11 protein-coding genes are annotated in these 17946 nt (G+C 48.0%); 6 read left to right on the forward strand and 5 right to left on the reverse strand.

All coding sequences use genetic code 11. The annotated features are described in order from the left end of the window. Positions 1 to 202: 202 nt before the first annotated feature. The gene (locus VIM72_RS24925; RefSeq protein ID WP_332005540.1) at positions 203 to 2161 is read right to left on the reverse strand and encodes a sialate O-acetylesterase; all 1959 of its coding nucleotides are present in this window, start codon (positions 2159 to 2161) and stop codon (positions 203 to 205) included. 232 nt (positions 2162 to 2393) lie between these two features. Between VIM72_RS24925 and VIM72_RS24930 the strand changes: the two genes are divergently transcribed. The 4 genes from VIM72_RS24930 (at position 2394) to VIM72_RS24945 (ending at position 8950) form a co-directional block, all read left to right on the forward strand. Continuing rightward, positions 2394 to 2894, forward strand: coding sequence for a DUF3347 domain-containing protein (locus tag VIM72_RS24930; protein WP_332005541.1), 501 nt, complete (start codon positions 2394 to 2396; stop codon positions 2892 to 2894). Positions 2895 to 2908: 14 nt separating this feature from the next. Continuing rightward, on the forward strand, positions 2909 to 5116 hold the full coding sequence (locus VIM72_RS24935) for a multicopper oxidase domain-containing protein (RefSeq protein ID WP_332005542.1): 2208 nt from the start codon (positions 2909 to 2911) through the stop codon (positions 5114 to 5116). An 11-nt stretch (positions 5117 to 5127) separates the two neighbouring features. After that, positions 5128 to 7155, forward strand: a complete 2028-nt coding sequence (locus VIM72_RS24940) for a copper-translocating P-type ATPase (RefSeq protein WP_332005543.1) — start codon at positions 5128 to 5130, stop codon at positions 7153 to 7155. 100 nt (positions 7156 to 7255) lie between these two features. Then, positions 7256 to 8950, forward strand: a complete 1695-nt coding sequence (locus VIM72_RS24945) for a hybrid sensor histidine kinase/response regulator (protein WP_332005544.1) — start codon at positions 7256 to 7258, stop codon at positions 8948 to 8950. Here VIM72_RS24945 and VIM72_RS24950 read toward each other — a convergent pair whose 3' ends face one another. Then, entirely contained in the window at positions 8951 to 9916 is a 966-nt protein-coding gene (locus VIM72_RS24950; protein ID WP_332005545.1) for a terpene synthase family protein, read from the reverse strand. Positions 9917 to 10154: 238 nt separating this feature from the next. Here VIM72_RS24950 and VIM72_RS24955 point away from each other — a divergent pair, with 238 nt between their 5' ends. Both VIM72_RS24955 and VIM72_RS24960 read left to right on the forward strand, forming a co-directional pair. After that, positions 10155 to 13589 carry a SusC/RagA family TonB-linked outer membrane protein gene (locus tag VIM72_RS24955; RefSeq protein WP_332005546.1) on the forward strand — a complete coding sequence of 1145 codons (3435 nt, stop codon included), beginning with the start codon at positions 10155 to 10157 and terminating at the stop codon, positions 13587 to 13589. A gap of 35 nt (positions 13590 to 13624) precedes the next feature. Next, positions 13625 to 15316 (forward strand): SusD/RagB family nutrient-binding outer membrane lipoprotein, encoded by a 1692-nt coding sequence (locus VIM72_RS24960; RefSeq protein ID WP_332005547.1) that lies wholly within the window; start codon positions 13625 to 13627, stop codon positions 15314 to 15316. Between the two features lie 399 nt (positions 15317 to 15715). Here VIM72_RS24960 and VIM72_RS24965 read toward each other — a convergent pair whose 3' ends face one another. The 3 genes from VIM72_RS24965 to VIM72_RS24975 form a co-directional block, all read right to left on the reverse strand. Beyond that, the gene (locus tag VIM72_RS24965) at positions 15716 to 16207 is read right to left on the reverse strand and encodes a hypothetical protein (RefSeq protein ID WP_332005548.1); all 492 of its coding nucleotides are present in this window, start codon (positions 16205 to 16207) and stop codon (positions 15716 to 15718) included. A 62-nt stretch (positions 16208 to 16269) separates the two neighbouring features. Continuing rightward, on the reverse strand, positions 16270 to 17232 hold the full coding sequence (locus VIM72_RS24970; protein WP_332005549.1) for a hypothetical protein: 963 nt from the start codon (positions 17230 to 17232) through the stop codon (positions 16270 to 16272). Positions 17233 to 17297: 65 nt separating this feature from the next. After that, positions 17298 to 17888 carry a helix-turn-helix transcriptional regulator gene (locus VIM72_RS24975; RefSeq protein WP_332005550.1) on the reverse strand — a complete coding sequence of 197 codons (591 nt, stop codon included), beginning with the start codon at positions 17886 to 17888 and terminating at the stop codon, positions 17298 to 17300. Positions 17889 to 17946: the final 58 nt, after the last annotated feature.

Here is a 17946-nt window from a genome sequence, read left to right on the forward strand (position 1 = left end):
AGTTTGTCTGACTCAGGATTAAACTGATTACGCTGATTACGCTGATTTGATTTTGTCAGGATTTTAAAAAGATTCGGGGAGATATAAGCGATACCCGCTCATATCTCCCCGAATCTTTTTAAAATCAGTTATAAAATCAAAAAAATCAGCGTAATCAGCGTAATCAGTTTAATCCTGAGTCAGACAAACTCCGCTAAGGCGATTATCTTACGCTGTACTTCACCCCCTCGGTAACGCCTTTCCAGGTATCGGTACGGAAGGGCGCTGCCGGGAAACCTTCTTTGTTAAAGAGGTTGTCTTCCAGGTTATCATCTGCCCAGCCATAGCGAACAGCCACAGGAGTAGTTACTTCATCTGCATATACTATCACTTTGTTGCCATCGGTGAAGGCTTTAGCGTAGTGGAATTGTTTGTCGGCGCCGGCTACTTCAAATCCGCGGATATAACCGTATTTGTCTTTTACCACCAGGCCGCTGCCGGTGCTGGTGAAGCTAAGGGTTACTTTGTTGCCGCTTACCTGCATAGACTGGTACACAGGGCCGCTGAATACATTATCCTGTCCGTAGGTTTGATGCAGGGCTACTGCCGCCAGCCGTTTTCCAACATCCTGTTTGTTTTTCGGGTGGATGTCTTTAGGCTCGCCAACGTCTGTGATCACTGCCATGCCGGTATTGGGCAATTGCTGGGTAAGGGTTTGCGCTTCCCTCAGCTCAGCCCATGTGCTGCCTTTCTGGCTGTTGCCATTGTTGGCGTTGAAGCTGGCCAGTTGTACAAAGTAAAAGGGGAAGTCGCCCTGCTTCCACAAACGGCGCCAATCGCTGATCATCAGCGGAAAAGCTTTGCGGTACTGGTAAGCGCGGTCGGCATTGGTTTCTCCCTGGTACCAGATAGCGCCTTTGATGGCAAATGGCAGTATGGGGTTGATCATAGCGTTAAACAGCAAAGAAGGGTAGCTGTTAGGCCCTACACTGGCGCCCGGGTTAATTGCCTTTTCTATACGGAAGGCCCAGTCGCCTGCAAGGGATTGTTTCTGAGCGGCAATCTGTAAAAATACGCTTTCGGCATCTCCATAAAACCCACCGCCACCGCCGTTATCCGCTATTCTTACGGCAATCACATTATTACCGGCTTTTAAAACGCCGGCAGGAATATGATAGGTACGGAAGGCATCGTAGCCTTTGGTGCTGCCTACCTGTGTGCCGTTGATATAAGTAACGTCGTTATCATCGATAGTGCCCAGGCTCAATTCCGCGGGTTTGCCGGCATCCGCTTCGGCTACCTGGAAGGTTTTACGGAACCATACGATGCCATCGAAATTGGGCAGCTGTTGCTGTTCCCATAGGGTGGGCACTTTCATCTTTTTCCAGGACTGATCATCGGTACCGGGGGCCGGCCAGGTAGCTACCGCAGCGGCATCGGGAAGACCGCCCTGCAGCGACTGGATGATCTGCTGCTGCCTGTTCCTGGAGGCAACGCCCAGGGAATCGAGGTTCAATGTAGGAAGTCCCTGCATTATATCGCGGAAATCGTCGCTATTGGCTAGTCCTTCGCGGCTGATCCATGTTTCCACCATGGTGCCGCCCCAGGAAGTATGGATAAGGCCGATAGGCACATGCAGCTGTTCATTCAGCGCTTTCGCAAAAAAGTAACCTACGGCGGTAAAATCGCCCGTGTTTTCCGGCGCTGCCGGCAGCCAGGCACTTTGTTTCACGTCTTCCACAGGTGTGGCAGATATATCTTTCGGTAAATAAAAATGCCGGATGGCGGGATTGGCAGATTGCGCTATTTCCTTACCGGCGTTGATAACGCCGTTCACATGGAATTCCATGTTGGACTGGCCGCTGCAGATCCACACGTCGCCCATAAGGATATCCTTCAAACTGATACTGTTCCTGCCTTTTACGGTGAGGGTATAAGGGCCGCCTGCTTTTTCAGGCTGCAGAAGTACTTTCCACCGGCCATCCTTACCGGCCTTTACGGTTTTCACCTGCTGGTTGAACTGTATGGTCACTTTTTCGTTCTTATCGGCCCAGCCCCATACCGGGATGGGTTTGTCGCGCTGTAACACCATGTTATCGCCGAAAACATTGGGCAAACGAACATCGGCAAAGCTGAAGGCGCTTATCATAGTGGCCGCCAGGAATAAAACTGTTTTTTTCATAATTGTGGTATTGTGTAGGGGTAGCCCCGGTTGAATCATGTGCGTATAAATGTAATGAACACACGCATTATTTTATAATTTTTAGGGGAATTTGTCTGACTCAGTATAATCAGTTTAATCCTGAGTCAGACAACATCCGCGGAATTATGTAAAAGATAATATGAATTGTATAACAGTCCCGCCTTATATGCCTCGTAATTTTACGTCATCATCAACAAAAAAAACAACAAACATGAAAAAGATATTAATGGCAGGCATCTTATTGATAGCCGCATTTATGCAACAGGGAATGGCACAGGACAAAACCGTTTCCCCGCAACTTTCTCCCTTGCTTTCTTTATATTACAATATCAAAGATGCATTGGTAGGTGGTAATGCAGGTGTGTCTGCCGCTAAAGCAGATGAGTTTGTAAAAGCCGCCGCCGGCGTTGATATGTCGTCTATGCCACCGGCAGTTCATGATGCCTATATGCCGCTGGCGGCAAAGCTGCAGGCTGGCGCCAAAGCCATCGCTGAAGCAAAAGATATCAGTAAACAACGGGAACATTTCAAAACATTTTCTGATGACTTTTACCAGCTGGCCAAAGCAGTATCCCTTTCTGCCCAGCCGGTATACCAGGAATACTGCCCCATGAAAAAGGCGTATTGGCTGAGCAACAGCAACGCAATTAAAAATCCTTACTACGGCAGCCAGATGCTGACCTGTGGTAAAGTAAGCGATACCATTCAGTAGTTTTAATTGTTAGTATGAAGGCAGTATTCCTGTATATTACATTAATGAGCCTGTGCAGCATGGTGGTTGCGCAGGCTTCTTTAAATACCGCTCCCAAAGTAGTGCGCTACGACCTGTATGTAGGCGATACCATGGTGCATTATTCCGGAAAAATGAGCCACGGGCTTGCTATCAACGGTTCTATTCCCGGGCCCACCCTGCATTTTACAGAGGGGGATACGGCAGAGATCTATGTACACAACACCCTGAAAGAAGAAACCTCTATTCACTGGCACGGACTTATTTTACCCAATCAGTACGACGGTGTTTCCTATCTCACTACCAGGCCGGTGAAAGCCGGTGAAACGCACCTGTACCGTTTCCCTGTTGTACAGCATGGTACCTACTGGTATCATAGTCATACCATGTTCCAGGAACAAAGCGGTATGTACGGCGCCATTGTTTTTCATGAACGTAAGCCGGATAACGGAAAGGAGTATACGTTGTTGCTGAGCGACTGGACAGATATGCACCCGCATACGGTGAACAGGTACCTGCATAATGCAAACGATTGGTTCGCTATTAAGAAAGGTTCGGTACAGAGTTATGCGGAAGCTATACAGCACAAGCATTTCAAAACAAAAGTGACCAATGAATGGAAACGCATGAACGCCATGGATGTGAGCGATGTATATTACGAACGCTTCCTGTCTAACGGTAAAGAAACAGACGAACAACCACAGTTCAAAGCCGGTGATAAAGTACGGCTAAGGATCATCAACGGCAGTTCCTCCACTTATTTCTGGCTGAACTATGCCGGTGGAAAACTCACCGTGGTAGCCAACGATGGCGCCGATGTAGAACCCGTGGAAGTAGACCGGCTACTGGTGGGCGTATCGGAAACCTATGATGTAATAGTGACCATCCCGGAAAATATGCAGTATGAATTTCTCGCCACCGCGGAAGACCGTACCCGCTCCACCTCCCTGTGGCTGGGCCAGGGCATGAAGATGCCGGCCAAGCGGTTACCAAGACTGAAATACTTTGAGGGAATGAAGATGATGAACGATATGATGAAGATGAATGGCAACCTCGATACCAGCAGCGGCATGCAGATGAGCAACCAGGTAATGGATATGAACACCGTGATGTATCCTGAAATCACCGGGAGTGATAAGCCGATGAATCATAGCGGTCATGATATGCATAACATGCAGATGGACAGCACCGCCGGGGATATTGTAACATTGAACTATGGCATGTTGAAGGCGCCGCAGAAAACAACGCTGCCGGAAGGGCCGGTTAAACAACTGCATTTTGAACTAACAGGGAACATGAACCGTTATGTATGGAGCATCAACAATAAAGTGGTGTCCGAAACGGATAAGATCTTAATTAAGAAAGGGGAAATTGTGCGGATCGTGTTGTTCAACAACACCATGATGCGGCACCCCATGCACCTGCACGGGCATTTCTTCCGGGTACTGAACGGGCAGGGCGAATATTCGCCGCTGAAAACAGTACTGGATATTATGCCGATGGAAGTGGACACGATTGAGTTTGCTGCTACAGAAAGCGGCGACTGGTTTTTCCACTGTCACATTCTTTACCATATGATGAGCGGCATGGGACGCGTGTTCAGTTATGAAAACTCCCCGCCCAATCCGGAAGTGCCCGACCCGGTGAAGGCTTACCGCATGCTGAAAAAAGACGACCGTATGTTATATCCCATGGCGCGCGTAGGACTGGAAAGCACCGGCAGCGATGGCGAGATTATTGTAGCGAATAGCCGTTACCGTTTGTCTACCGAATGGCGCGTTGGTTTAAACGACCGCGATGGTTATGAAAGTGAAAGCCATTTCGGAAGATACCTCGGTAAGAACCAGTGGTTATTCCCCTATATCGGCTGGGATGTGCGTTACCGCAAGATGGAAGAACCTGAGAAGAACCTCTTTGGCCAGAAGAATACAAAAGACTTCAGGCAGGTACTTCACATCGGGTTGGAATATACACTGCCCATGCTGATCGTGGCAGACGCGTCGCTGGATACAGACGGCAGGGTACGCGTACAGTTGACCAGGGAAGATGTGCCCGTTACAAGGCGGCTGCGTTTTGGTTTTATGGTAAACACAGATAAAGAATATATGGCCGGGCTCCGGTATATTGTTACAAGGAATTTTTCCTTCTCCACGCATTACGACAGCGATATGGGCCTTGGCGCCGGTATCACGTTAAGCTATTAAAACATACAGTGATGGAACATCAGCATCAACACCAGCACAATACTACAGCGCCAGCGCATGATCACGGGGCTATGCAGCACGGCGGGCATCATGATCATCATGCCATGATGATTGCCGATTTCAGGAAACGTTTTTATGTGGTGCTGGTACTAACGATACCGGTAATGCTGCTCTCTCAGATGATCCAGCACTGGCTGGGTATTAATTTTACTTTTTCCGGAGATGCCTGGGTACTGCTTGGATTATCATCTGTTGTGTTTTTTTATGGGGGATGGCCTTTCCTGAAAGGATGGTGGGAAGAAATGAAGGGGCGCGATCCCGGCATGATGACGTTGATCGGTTTCGCTATTACTGTGGCATATATCTACAGCGTGGCTACGGTGTTTGGTTTGCCTGGAATGGACTTTTTCTGGGAGCTGACCACCCTGATCCTCATCATGCTGCTGGGGCACTGGATTGAAATGAAGTCGGTGATGGGCGCTTCGCGAGAACTGGAACTGCTGGTACAGCTGATGCCTGATGAAGCGCACCTGGTGCATGGTGATCATGTGATGGAAGTGAAAACGGAATCGTTGAAAGCAGGGGATGTGATCCTGGTAAAACCTGGTGAAAAAGTGGCGGCAGACGGCACCATTGAAGAAGGAACTACTTCGCTGAATGAAAGCATGCTTACCGGTGAATCAAAACCGGTACAAAAACAACGTGGCGATAAAGTAATTGCCGGTTCCATTAATGGTAATGGCGCAATAAAAGTAACCGTGTCGCATGGTGCGGCAGACTCCTATCTTTCGCAGGTAGTGAAGCTGGTGCAGGATGCGCAGCAATCCAAATCAAAAACGCAGCTGCTGGCCAACAAAGCGGCGCGCTGGCTTACGGTGATTGCCATCTTAGCCGGTATCGCCACTTTTTTATACTGGTGGTTAAGCGGCCGGGAATTATCCTTTGCCATTGAGCGGATGGTAACAGTGATCGTGATCTGCTGCCCGCATGCGCTGGGCCTGGCGGTGCCGTTGGTAATTGCCCGGTCTACCGCGTTATCCGCACGGCATGGGTTACTGATAAAGAACCGGACCGATTTCGAAAATTCCAGGAAGATCACCACCCTTGTTTTTGATAAGACAGGTACCCTCACTGTAGGGCGTTTCGAAGTGGCGCGGTTTGAATCATTGCAACCGGGCATTCCGGGAGAAGAGGTGCTGGCTATGGCGGCTGCCCTGGAAGGAAGTTCAGAGCACCCAATAGCCACCGGTATTACTACAAAGGCAAAAGAGATGCAGCTTGCGTTGCCGGCCGCAGAAAATATCACCGCGCTCACCGGCAAAGGCATTACCGGGCGTATTGCCGGGAAGGAAGTACAGGTAGTGAGCCCGGGTTACGTGGCGGAGCAGTTTAAGGATGCGGCTACAGCTACCATTGAGGCAGGGGAAACCCTGGTGTATGTGGTAAGGGATAATGCCGTGACGGGGTTTATTGCGCTGGCCGACCAGGTGAGGCCGGAATCGGCCGGAGCCATCGCTACTTTGAAGGAAAACGGCATCAAAACGGTACTGCTCACCGGCGATAACAAGGTAGTGGCGGCGGGGGTAAGCAAAACCCTGGGAATGGACAGCTATATTGCCGAAGTGCTGCCGCATGAGAAGCTGGATAAGATTAAGGAACTGCAGCAACAGGGCGAATTTGTGGCTATGACCGGCGACGGCATCAACGATGCCCCGGCGCTGGCCCAGGCCAATGTGGGTATTGCCATCGGCAGCGGCAGCGATGTGGCGGCGGAAACAGCCGGGATTGTACTGGTGAACAGCAACCCCCGGGATGTGGTAAACCTGATCCTCTTCGGCAAGGCCACTTTCCGGAAAATGATCCAGAACCTCGCCTGGGCAACAGGCTATAATATAGTGGCACTGCCCCTGGCGGCAGGCGTATTGTATAAGGAGGGAATCCTGCTGAGCCCCGCTGCCGGTGCGGTATTAATGACGATAAGTACCGTGGTGGTAGCCATTAATGCCAGCCTTCTGAAAGTGAAAGACCCACGGATGTAAATAATCCGTAAATTGCAGTAGCTTTATGCATGTGATATACTGATTTACAACTGTATTGATTTGTCAGCTATCCCGGGAATGCCTCTCAAAATATAACCATATGAACATCCGTCAACTTTTTCACCATGTTGTGAACACCGGAACCTTCCGCCAGGAGGAGTCACTGGCAAAGGTGACCAGGATGGTTAATATATTTTCTATCATCACCATCACCCTCTGTCTTTTATTTGGCGCGCTCTGTTATGCCGGTACCGGGAAAACGGACCTTTTGGTGCCTGCCTGGACAGAAGCAGGTCTTTTTCTTGGTGTATTGCTCCTGAATGCCGTAAATAAGCCTGTTTTAGCCAGTATTGCTTTCGTGGCGATCAACAATATCGCTATCGTTTATTTCAGCGCCGTAATGGGCATGTTAACGGAAGTACACCTGCTGTTCCTGTTCCTGCTGGGCGCATCGCTCATGGTTTTCAGGAGCCGGGCCATGGTAGCGGCCAGTATTGTGGTAGCCACCTTATCGGTCATCGCCTGCGAAATCAATTATTACTATACTTTTATTACACCCATGGCCATGGGGCATCACCAGCAATTCATCATCCGCTGGATTACGCTTCCGGCCATCCTGCTGCTGGATGTAGCTACTATCTTCCTGTATGTAAGAAAACTGAAAACGCTCAATACAAAGCTGACAAAAGCGACCGACGAAAAAACAATTTTTGTAAGGGAAACCAGCCACGAGATCCGTAACCCGCTGAATGCGATTTACGGGATCAGCCAGGACCTCATGATGAAAGTGCATAAGGAAGACCGCTACAACGATATCCGCCCGGAAATAGAGCACCTGTATTCCGCTACACATAATGTTTTGCAGATCATCAATAATGTGCTGGCTATCTCAAAAATAGAAGACGGGGCAGCACATGACATTTATCCCGAAGTATTTAATATCCGCGAGCTGATTTCCGATAAGATCATTGTGTACCAGTATATCGCCGATCTGCGGGGAGTGAAGATCAGGGCGGATATACCGGAAGATATGCCTGGCTATATACTGGCCGATAAAGGTAAACTGACGCAGGTGCTGAATAACCTGTTGTTTAATGCCATCAAGTTCACCCGCACCAACAGCGTAATTTCGATAGATGTTTTAAGGGAAGGAACGCAGTGGCAGTTTGTAGTAAAAGACCAGGGGGATGGTATTGCTGCGGCCGACCTGCTTACCTTATTTACGCCGTTTAAAGCGGGTAAAAGCGAATTTGAAGGAACCGGTCTTGGTTTGCCGATCACGAAGAAATATGTGGAGATGATGGGCGGAAAGATATCTGTGACCAGCCTGCCTGGTGAAGGCACCACGTTTATTGTACGGTTGCCGCTGGCAATAGCCCAGGCGCCAACCCAAACGCAGGGAGGCTGGATGGAGCTTACGCTTCACAAAGGACAAAAAAGCCTGGTGATCGATGATAATGAGATGAGCCAGCTGGTGTTATCCAATTTCCTGCGCAGGCTTGGCTTTGCTACAATAGTGGCAGGGAGCGGGGCCGAAGGTATTAACAAAGCAATGGATGAAAAACCGGATCTTATTTTCATAGATAGTTATATGCCGGGACTTAGCGGGAAGGATACCCTTCAGCAGCTCCGTGATATACCTGCCTTAAAAAATATTCCGGTGATCGCTGTATCCGGCGATGCCTTCCAGGAGTCGATCGATGATATGCTGGGCGCAGGCGCCAGGGAATATATCTCTAAACCTATTGATTTGAAACTGTTGAACAGCACCGTGAACAAAGTATTGCTTCGGTAGTTACGCATATACATACTGGTAACGTGTTGTGTCTATGCCACTCCAGTCGATGTTGCCTTTCATCATTTGTCCCAGTGTTAAAATATACTGTTCCAGTACCGGTTTTACAGCGGAAGCGCATACAGCGGTGAGTACATCAGCAGTATTGTTAAACAGGGCTACTTCTGAGTTGTGGATTTTTACCGCCTGTTCTACCGCCTGTTCCAGTGTGAGTTGCTGATGGTGTTTCAGGAGCATCACGAGGTTGAGCTCATCACCCAGTTCTGATTCTTTTGAAAAGGAGTAGAGGTCGTTGGCCCAGCAAATGGTGCGGCTGCAGTAAAGGCCCAGGCTTTTTACCTGCGGATTGGCACGAAGGTCTGCCGGCAGGTGAATGGCATCCATCAGTGTAGCCAGCTCCAGGAAAAAGTTGGCGCCACCGATCTGCGGGCGAAAGCGCATGTAGTCTTTCAGCGAAATGTGACGCGCCTTGCTGACATGCTGCATACGCCATAAATTGGCTGTAAAGGCATCTTTCAGGCTCCGGGCAAAACGGGCCTGCCAGGCGCGGTTGCTGATGCGGCACATCCGTTGCCAGATATCGCTCATGGCTGCCAGTAACGGGCCTCCCGTTTCCAGGGTGAATGTTTTGCCAGCCTGGAGGATCTGCATCATGTGATGCGCCATGCGCTCGAAACCGGTGTTGAATTCATTGGGCGCCAGGGCATCCAGGTGATCATCCCAAAGGAACAACAATGTGTTAAAATCGCTTGCAATGCATAAGGAAAACAGCGGCGCATCCGGGAACATCCTGGCTACCATCCAGGTGAACTTCTGATCGTGATAGGCACTCCAGGCGCTTTCTTCTGTTGCAAGATGAAAAGCATGCACCCACGCAGTGGTATGCGCGTCGGCTTCATGTACCAGCGGGTGCAGGCGCTGGGGATAAGGACAGTAAAGTTCCGGGCCGGAATTGGTTGTAAACATGACAAATTGTATTTTAAAGTGAATAGATAAAAGTTGGACGACTGTCAGCTGGTTTTCGATTGCATACAAATTTATCAAACACTTTTACTGTTATGAACAAATAACCAGTTCAGCCGTTATAGTCAGGAGCAGATCATCAACCGTTTATTTAAATCAACCATTCTCAGTAAGTGAACAAATCGCACGCAAATTCAAGTCGGTCATAGCATAAATATTATCAACCTTTAAATTCACCTGTATGTGGACATGTTTACATTCCTGCAAGCGCGGAATATTTTCTTTATACCTGGTCCTATGTTGCACTTTAGCAACCTTCGCACAAAACATTAAAGTCACCGGAACCATTACCTCCACGAAGAAGGAAGCCATACCTGGTGTTTCTGTACTGTTGAAAGGTACTACAACCGGTAGCGTATCTGATGCAGCGGGAAATTATTCCATCAATGCGCCGGCCAACGGGGTCCTGGTCTTTAATGCCATCGGTTACCTGCGCCAGGAAATTGCTATCAACAACCAAACCACCATCAACGTTACCGTGGTGGAAGACAATAAGCAACTGGGAGAGGTAGTGGTAACCGCACTGGGTATCACCAAAGCCAAAAAGAGCCTGGGATTTGCCGCTACCGAAATCAAGGGCGGCGACCTGGCTATTACCAATGAAGTAAACCCGGTAAATGCCCTGCAGGGAAAAGTAGCAGGGGTGCAGATAGACCAGGGCGCCGGCGGTCTTTTTGGCAGCACCAAGATCGTGATCCGTGGTAACTCCACGCTGGGGAATGACAACCAGCCCATTTTTGTGATCGATGGCGTGATCATGGACAATGGCACCTTCGGAGGTACAGGGCGCGACTTTGGTAACGACCTGAAAAACCTGAACATGGAAGACTTTGAAAGCGTAACTGTGCTCAAAGGCTCGTCAGCCGCTGCTTTGTACGGTTCCCGCGCTATCAACGGGGTTATTCTCATCACTACAAAAAAAGGACACGAAAGAAAAGGTTTAGGCATTAACGTTAGCCAGACGTTTAATGTATTTGATCCTTATTCAGGACCTGATTTCCAGAATGAATACGGTGGGGGTACCGTAGGCGGCTTCTTTACCGATAACCGTGATCCTAATTATAAACCCAATGAGCAATGGAGAACAAAAGTATTCCCTACTGATCCGGCTACCGGTAAACCCTATATCGACCGGCAGATTGGCCGCGAACTGGAAAACTGGGGCCCCCGTTTTGCAGGGCAGGATGTGATCAACTACGATGGTACTCCTACAAAATATGTAGCGCAGCCCAATAACTTCCTCGATGCATTTCAAACCGGTCATGGATCAGCCACCAATATATCGCTGGATGGGGGTAACGACCGGTCCACTTTCCGCGTATCTTACACCCGCGACCAGAGTGAAGGTATTGTGGCCAAAAACAACCTGCTCAAAAACAGCGTGGAAGCGCGGGTGACGCATACTATCAATAAGTTCCTCAGTGCCGATGTAAGCGCCAACTACACTTATTTCACGGGAAGGAACCCGCCACGCCTCGGTGGTCTCGACGCTTTTGCCTCTTATAACTTTGGTAAACTGTTCACCTGGCTGCTGCCACGTAACTACGACACCAGGTACTGGATGCAAAAGGAACATTATACCAGCGCTTTCGGTGGCACGCCCAACCCGGCAGATCCCAATGAAACCAACAAAGCGCCCGAATCCCGGTTCTGGTTCAACCTGTTTGAAAATGATTACTTCCAGAATGAACAAACCATCCGCGGCCGGCTCGCCATTACCGCAAAACTTACGCCCTGGGCTAACCTGGTACTGGAAGGCAACGTGAATAACCTGTATATCAAAAATGAGAACAAGGAACTGGGGCAGGGACAAAACTTTACCGGCGGGTTGTACGGCCTTGGACATACCAGTAAAGAAAGCTACTTCTTTAAATGGATGGCTACCGTAAATAAAACCCTTACCAAAGACCTGGACCTCAGCGGGTATATAGGCGGTGAAACACAACGTTTCCAAACTACCTATAATTACAGCGAAACAGTAGGAGGGCTCAGTTATCCGGGCAACTACTTCCTGGCCAACTCGGTTGAGAAACCCAAAGCAGAAGGAGGGCTGAAAAGTAAGAAAGCATTCAACTCCATTTATGCCAGCGTAGACCTGGCCTGGAAGAACCAGCTGTTTGTGCAGGGAACTTTCCGTGGCGACTGGTCATCTGCGCTTACCTATACCAATGGTACGGGTAACTATTTTTACCAGTACCCCGCGGTGAGCGTTTCCTGGCTGTTTTCCGAAACGTTTAAACTACCCGCATGGATCACCTTTGGTAAATTAAGAGGTAATATAGCCGGGCTGGGTAATGATACCGATCCATTCACCCTCAACCCGGGCTTTGCCTTTAACGGGTACACTTCTTCCGGTGGTTTGGATCTTCCCATCTCCACTTACAGCCGTTATCCAGATCCGCTTACCGGTAAATTTATTGCGCTGGTGCCCGATCTGAAACCGGAAAGAAAAGTGGCTAAAGAGCTGGGTATAGAAATGCGCTTCCTTAAAAATCGTATAGGCTTCGACGTATCCGTTTACCAGGATAACACCAGGAACCAGATCCTCGATATAGGCACCCCGCCGGAATCCGGCCTGGAAGGCATTATTATCAATGCCGGAAATATCCAGAACAGGGGATTGGAAGTAATGGTAGATGGAACACCGGTGAAATCCAAAAACTTTGAATGGAGTACCAACGTCAATTACTCGCTTAACAGGAACCTGATCAAATCATTGTATCCCGGCCGTAATGAATACGACCTGAAAGCCAATGTGGGAGAGATCAGTACCTGGGCCATTGTAGGCAAATCCTACGGTACCCTCCGCACTACCATCCATTCAAAAGCTTACCAGGCCACCGATGCCAATGGCAACCCGATAGATGATCCCAACAATGGAAAGCCTGAACTGGCCTGGCGCTCCGATGCCCGCGCAGGATTCCCCGCCCGTAGCAACACCCTGCAGGATGTAGGAGATATCAATGCCAAATTCCGCGCCGGATGGAGCAATACTTTCCGGTTTAAAAACATTTCGCTGAACGTATTACTGGATGGTAAATTTGGCGGCGACTTTGTATTACTTACCTATCGTTATGGCACGCATACCGGCGTATTTCCCAACACCCTGCAGGGCAGGGATGCTGAGCACGGCGGTATCACCTGGACCAGCAAGTATGATCAGCAAACCTACGATGACGGTATTATCCCCGATGGCGTATTTGCAAAGGGACAGATGGTGACCCTGCCCGACGGGCAACAGGTAAATGTGGGTGGCATGACCTATCAGCAGGCTTATGAAAAGGGATTGGTAGAACCTACCCATGCGCCGCAGTTTTATTATCGCTACGGATCTTCTTCTACCGGTGTAGCCGATTACTGGATCAAAAAGAATTCATGGATTTCTTTGAGACAGGTGTCTTTAGCATACCAGTTTTCACCGGCTATCTGTAAGAAACTGATGCTGAACAATCTCAGCGTAGCGATTGTAGGCCGCGACCTGTTATACCTGTACAATTCACTGCCTTATAATTACAATCCTGCTTCCAACAACTCCAACAATACGGCGTTCTCCGGGGAAGAAGGATTTCTGCCAATGGTACGTTCCATTGCAGGTACTATCAGGGTTGGCTTCTAAGGAAAATAAATTGTACAAAACAAAAAATCAAGATCATGAAAAATACATTGCATCAATATATAAGAACCGGTCTGTTACTCGCGCTGCTCGGATCCAGCTCCTGCTCTAAGAATTTCGGGGATATCAATACCAATCCAAGCCTGGTGTCGAAGCCGGATGTAAAGTTCCTGCTTAGTTATTCGGAAGATAAGATCATTACCTACCAGGGCACAGAATGGGTATGGGAAAGCATGGAACAACTGATGCGCTTTACACAGCATGTTACTTCCAGTCCTTATGAAATTACCAACAACGTAAACACGCGTTATAATAATTACTATCTCCAGATCCTGCCTAATTTATTTGAGATCAGGAAGCAGGTAGATGAAATGCCCAACAAAGACCAGTACCAGAAGATAGCCATGGTCACCTATGTATTGCAGGTGCTTCACGGTTTGAAGGTAACGGATATGAATGGCTCCATTCCTTATTCACAAGCCATTGAAGGGCGTTATCAGTCGCAATACGGCCCTGTTTACGATGAGCAGCCAACACTGATAAACAACTGGCTCTCCCAACTGGATGCCGCTATTAAAGTGCTTTCTGATAACTCGCTTCCTGCGCAGGTGAGCTACGGGCAATCGGATATTTTTTACCAGAGCGACTGGGCTAAATGGGTGAAGCTGGCCAATACGCTCAAACTTCGTATAGCCGCCAGGTTAGAAAACGCTGATAAAGCCAAATGCCAGGCCATTTTCCAGGAGGTAATGAAAGATGCTACCGGTCCTATTAATGATGATGCATCGCAGGTGAAATATCTTAACAGCACCTATACGCCATTTGGTAACGGCGCTGATATAGATTACCGCAGCCGCCGTTATGCTACCACTTCCATTATGGCCTTTATGAAAAAAAGTGGAGATCCGCGTTTACCGGTGTACTTCGAAAAGAACGACCTGGTAGGCAGTTACAAGGATTCACTGGCAAAATATAACGTTACGCTGCCGGCTTTCATTAATCCCAATGACCCGCTGATCATGTACCAGGGCGGTCCGGCCGACTGGACCACCAATCCCACCGTAGCGGCTTATATCGGGAATGGATTTATTGTAAGCCAGTATACCAAATACAATTTAATATCTGCCATCAACCGCCGGTTCTTTTCTCCCAAGCTGAACCAGGCCACCGGCAATTTTTTGGATGTACCCGTTACTTATGCAGAAACCTGTTTTTATATAGCAGAGTTTATCCAGAAAGGGTATGCAGGGGGCGTAGATACCAAAGGAACGGCGGAAGACTGGTATAAGAAAGGGATCGCCTCTTCTATTCAAACCATGAATGCCATTGCGGTAGCAGCTGGTTCCACCACAGCTTACACCGGTACAGGGCTTACAGAAATAGAGGCTTACCAGAACAATGCGCAGGTGAAATTCAATGGTGTCAATAACCTGGAGAGGATTTATATACAGGCTTTCCTGAGCATGTACCGTCAGCCCAATGAAGCCTATGTGTTTTGCCGGCGCACGGGGTATCCTAAAACCGGTTCCGCGTATTACGGCAGGGAAACTTTTAATGAGCTGATTCCGCGCCGGTTCTGGCTAACAGATCCCGGGGAGGTTAACAGGGCCAACTGGAATGCCGCCATGCAGCAACAGGGCTTTACGCCCAATGCGCAGGATTTACCGACACTCAGTTCGCAGAGGGTTTGGTATGATAAACCGGCGCCGGATTTTGGGAAGGGGTTGTAATTCACCCTTATTTATCTGCGGTCAGCTGCTCTGTTCAGGGGTAGCTGACCGTTTGAATTCTCAGTTACTTATTGCTTACTTCTCTGATACTTCTGTGGTACTTAGGAGTCGTCTATGCGTCGTACTCCTGATATAGTTCCCATACTGTCTTCATGCTGTCTTCATACTGTCTTCATGCTCTTTTAATGCACTACCAATGCACTATGGCCCAATCGGTCCGGCGGATTCCGGCGAAAAGCGGCAAAACCGGCGGATTTGCTTTTGAGCATTTCCACTATTGAGTAGTTTTGAATTGCAACCGGGATACAAGTATAAAATCGAAGCATCAGCTGCAAGGATCTTTCTTGAAGAAAATTCATGATATCGAAGAAGAAGGATCGGGGAAAGCTATTACCGGAATTATAATGTAGCGGCGATCCTGTTCACCGTTTCTTTCAATGCGCTTAAAGAGGTGGTGCTGCTTACTCCATTCACTTTCATCCTGATAATTTTATCTCTTTTTCTTACCATGATCAGCTGGAAATTTTTGGCATCGCTTTGAAAGAAGCCTTCATCGCCGGTATTGTTGAGCAGTTGGATATTACCATTGCGGCGGTTATCGTCCAGGATGCCGGTATAGGTTTTTTGTGCGGCCGCTTCGGAATCATACTGTTCATAGTTGTAGAACACATTGCCGGTTTCGCCGGAAACGGGGTCTGATTCTATAGCTGTAAAGGCGCAGCGGTACTTTACCGCATCACGTCCCTGTTTTTCTGTTTTCAGGGTAAGGAGTGCATTCCTGCCCAGGATTTTTGCTGCGTCTGCAGGAGTGAGGTAAAAGTAAGGAACGGTATCGGCGGCAAAGCCTGATGATATCATAGGAAGCAGCAGCAGGAGTAGCAGTGTTTTCATAACGGTATCATTTAAGGGGAATAATACACGGTTGAGCAATACAAAGATACGAAACCCACCATTCATTTTACGGTGTTACCTGTAATACAGTACCTTTTATTGGGGATATCAATTATAAGCACCCTGTTCAGGAAAAGCCCATTTCCTACCATCCCGCCAATTCCCAGCCTTTTCATGGCATTCACCTGTTCCTCACTTACTCCCTCCATATAGGTAGCGGTGCGCAAAAGAATTTTCTGAGACGCTATGGCAATGGTATCTTTCGTTTGGATAGTGACGGCTTTAAGTATTTTTCCCCAGGATTGCACTTCAGAGATGGTTGCAGCGGTACCGGAAGATGACAGTAGCAAGGCTGTTTCTTTATCGGTCAGTAGTTCAAAAGCGCTTGAGCCTGTATCAAAATATGCCAGGGTGCTTTTCTCTTTTACGGATACCGGCAGGAGTATGCTTCGTCCCGCATATACAAAATCAGACCATTGCAGGTGATCATCTTCCACAATAGCACTGCGAATCGAAAGATATTTTTCCGGGTAGTTAATAAGCACTGTTTTGTTGTCAATAAGATCTGTTCCCAGCGTGCCTATAATTTCCACCGTATCCTGGTTCCAGTTTATTCCAGTACTATCGAAATATTGCACGGCAATTTCTTTCGCAAATATTTCCGTACTTCCTGCGGTAAAACGAAACTGCGGTAACATTGCCGTAGTATCGGTTAACCGGATGGCTTGGGGATAGCGTTGTTCTATTGATTTTAACTTGTTTCTATAAAAAAGGGAATAGGGCGAACCGGTATCGAATTGCATAAAAAATTGCCTGGGACAATTTTTTAACTTAACCGGGATAAGCATGGCAGCATGTTGGTTCAATGTTCCCCGGGCATGATCCTGTGCCCAGGTAAAGGGGATTTTGTGATTGGCCCCGGGAAGTATCAATTGATTGGCAGGTATATCCTGCGCTTTGCAAAAATAAACGGCCAGGATATTGGCTGCCAGAATAACCGCTTTCTTAAGAATGTATGGATGCATCAGATTTGATTTTTGATGCAGCAAACTTAGGCAGGAAAGGTATCCCGGCAAACGACATTTACACGTCATTCACCCGTCAATAGCTGACAATCAACGGGTTGATATTTTCTTTGAATAAGCATACCATTGTAAATGATGATCCCGGCATTCAGAAAGTACATGACAAAAACAGGCCATAGATAGCTGATTGTATGGAAGTTATTAAATACCGTTACCTGCATATAGTTCAATACAACGGTAAAGAGCATAAGTAAATGAAGTGCAATGGTCCAGGATACCTGTTGCCGGATAATTTTCCGGCAACAGGCAGTTATTGCTTCATTAAGATTTTTTTGTCTTTTTAGTATAAAATAGGGAACCAGGAAATGTACCCATGGCACCAGGATATAAGAGAAACTGGATAAATTGAGCATCTTCAGAAAATGGATTGTGTTGCCTGTTGGTTGTATTGGCAGGGGTATTCCCTTCGTCAGCAACGTTTCATAAGGAAGCTCCAATGCTTTTGCGATGGCTTTTATTGTGAAGCTTCGGGGAATGCTTTCACCGCTTTCTATCCGTTGGATGGTGCGGGTGCTGATATTAGCCAGGTCAGCTAATTCTTCCTGCGTGAATCCTTTTTCTTTCCTGGTTTTGGAAATCTGATCATTTAGTTTCATTTGTAGAAATTAAATTGTCGTCTGTTGGTATCTTTGTGAATCTGCTGAATTTTTTGTA

Source organism: Chitinophaga sp. (assembly GCF_036569185.1).
In the GTDB taxonomy this organism is placed as follows: domain Bacteria; phylum Bacteroidota; class Bacteroidia; order Chitinophagales; family Chitinophagaceae; genus Chitinophaga.

Coding starts and splice junctions, on each gene's coding strand:
- VIM72_RS24925 (WP_332005540.1), bottom strand. CDS start 2,161: ATGAAAAAAACAGTTTTATTCCTGGCGGCCACTATGATAAGCGCCTTC.
- VIM72_RS24930 (WP_332005541.1), top strand. CDS start 2,394: ATGAAAAAGATATTAATGGCAGGCATCTTATTGATAGCCGCATTTATG.
- VIM72_RS24935 (WP_332005542.1), top strand. CDS start 2,909: ATGAAGGCAGTATTCCTGTATATTACATTAATGAGCCTGTGCAGCATG.
- VIM72_RS24940 (WP_332005543.1), top strand. CDS start 5,128: ATGGAACATCAGCATCAACACCAGCACAATACTACAGCGCCAGCGCAT.
- VIM72_RS24945 (WP_332005544.1), top strand. CDS start 7,256: ATGAACATCCGTCAACTTTTTCACCATGTTGTGAACACCGGAACCTTC.
- VIM72_RS24950 (WP_332005545.1), bottom strand. CDS start 9,916: ATGTTTACAACCAATTCCGGCCCGGAACTTTACTGTCCTTATCCCCAG.
- VIM72_RS24955 (WP_332005546.1), top strand. CDS start 10,155: ATGTGGACATGTTTACATTCCTGCAAGCGCGGAATATTTTCTTTATAC.
- VIM72_RS24960 (WP_332005547.1), top strand. CDS start 13,625: ATGAAAAATACATTGCATCAATATATAAGAACCGGTCTGTTACTCGCG.
- VIM72_RS24965 (WP_332005548.1), bottom strand. CDS start 16,207: ATGAAAACACTGCTACTCCTGCTGCTGCTTCCTATGATATCATCAGGC.
- VIM72_RS24970 (WP_332005549.1), bottom strand. CDS start 17,232: ATGCATCCATACATTCTTAAGAAAGCGGTTATTCTGGCAGCCAATATC.
- VIM72_RS24975 (WP_332005550.1), bottom strand. CDS start 17,888: ATGAAACTAAATGATCAGATTTCCAAAACCAGGAAAGAAAAAGGATTC.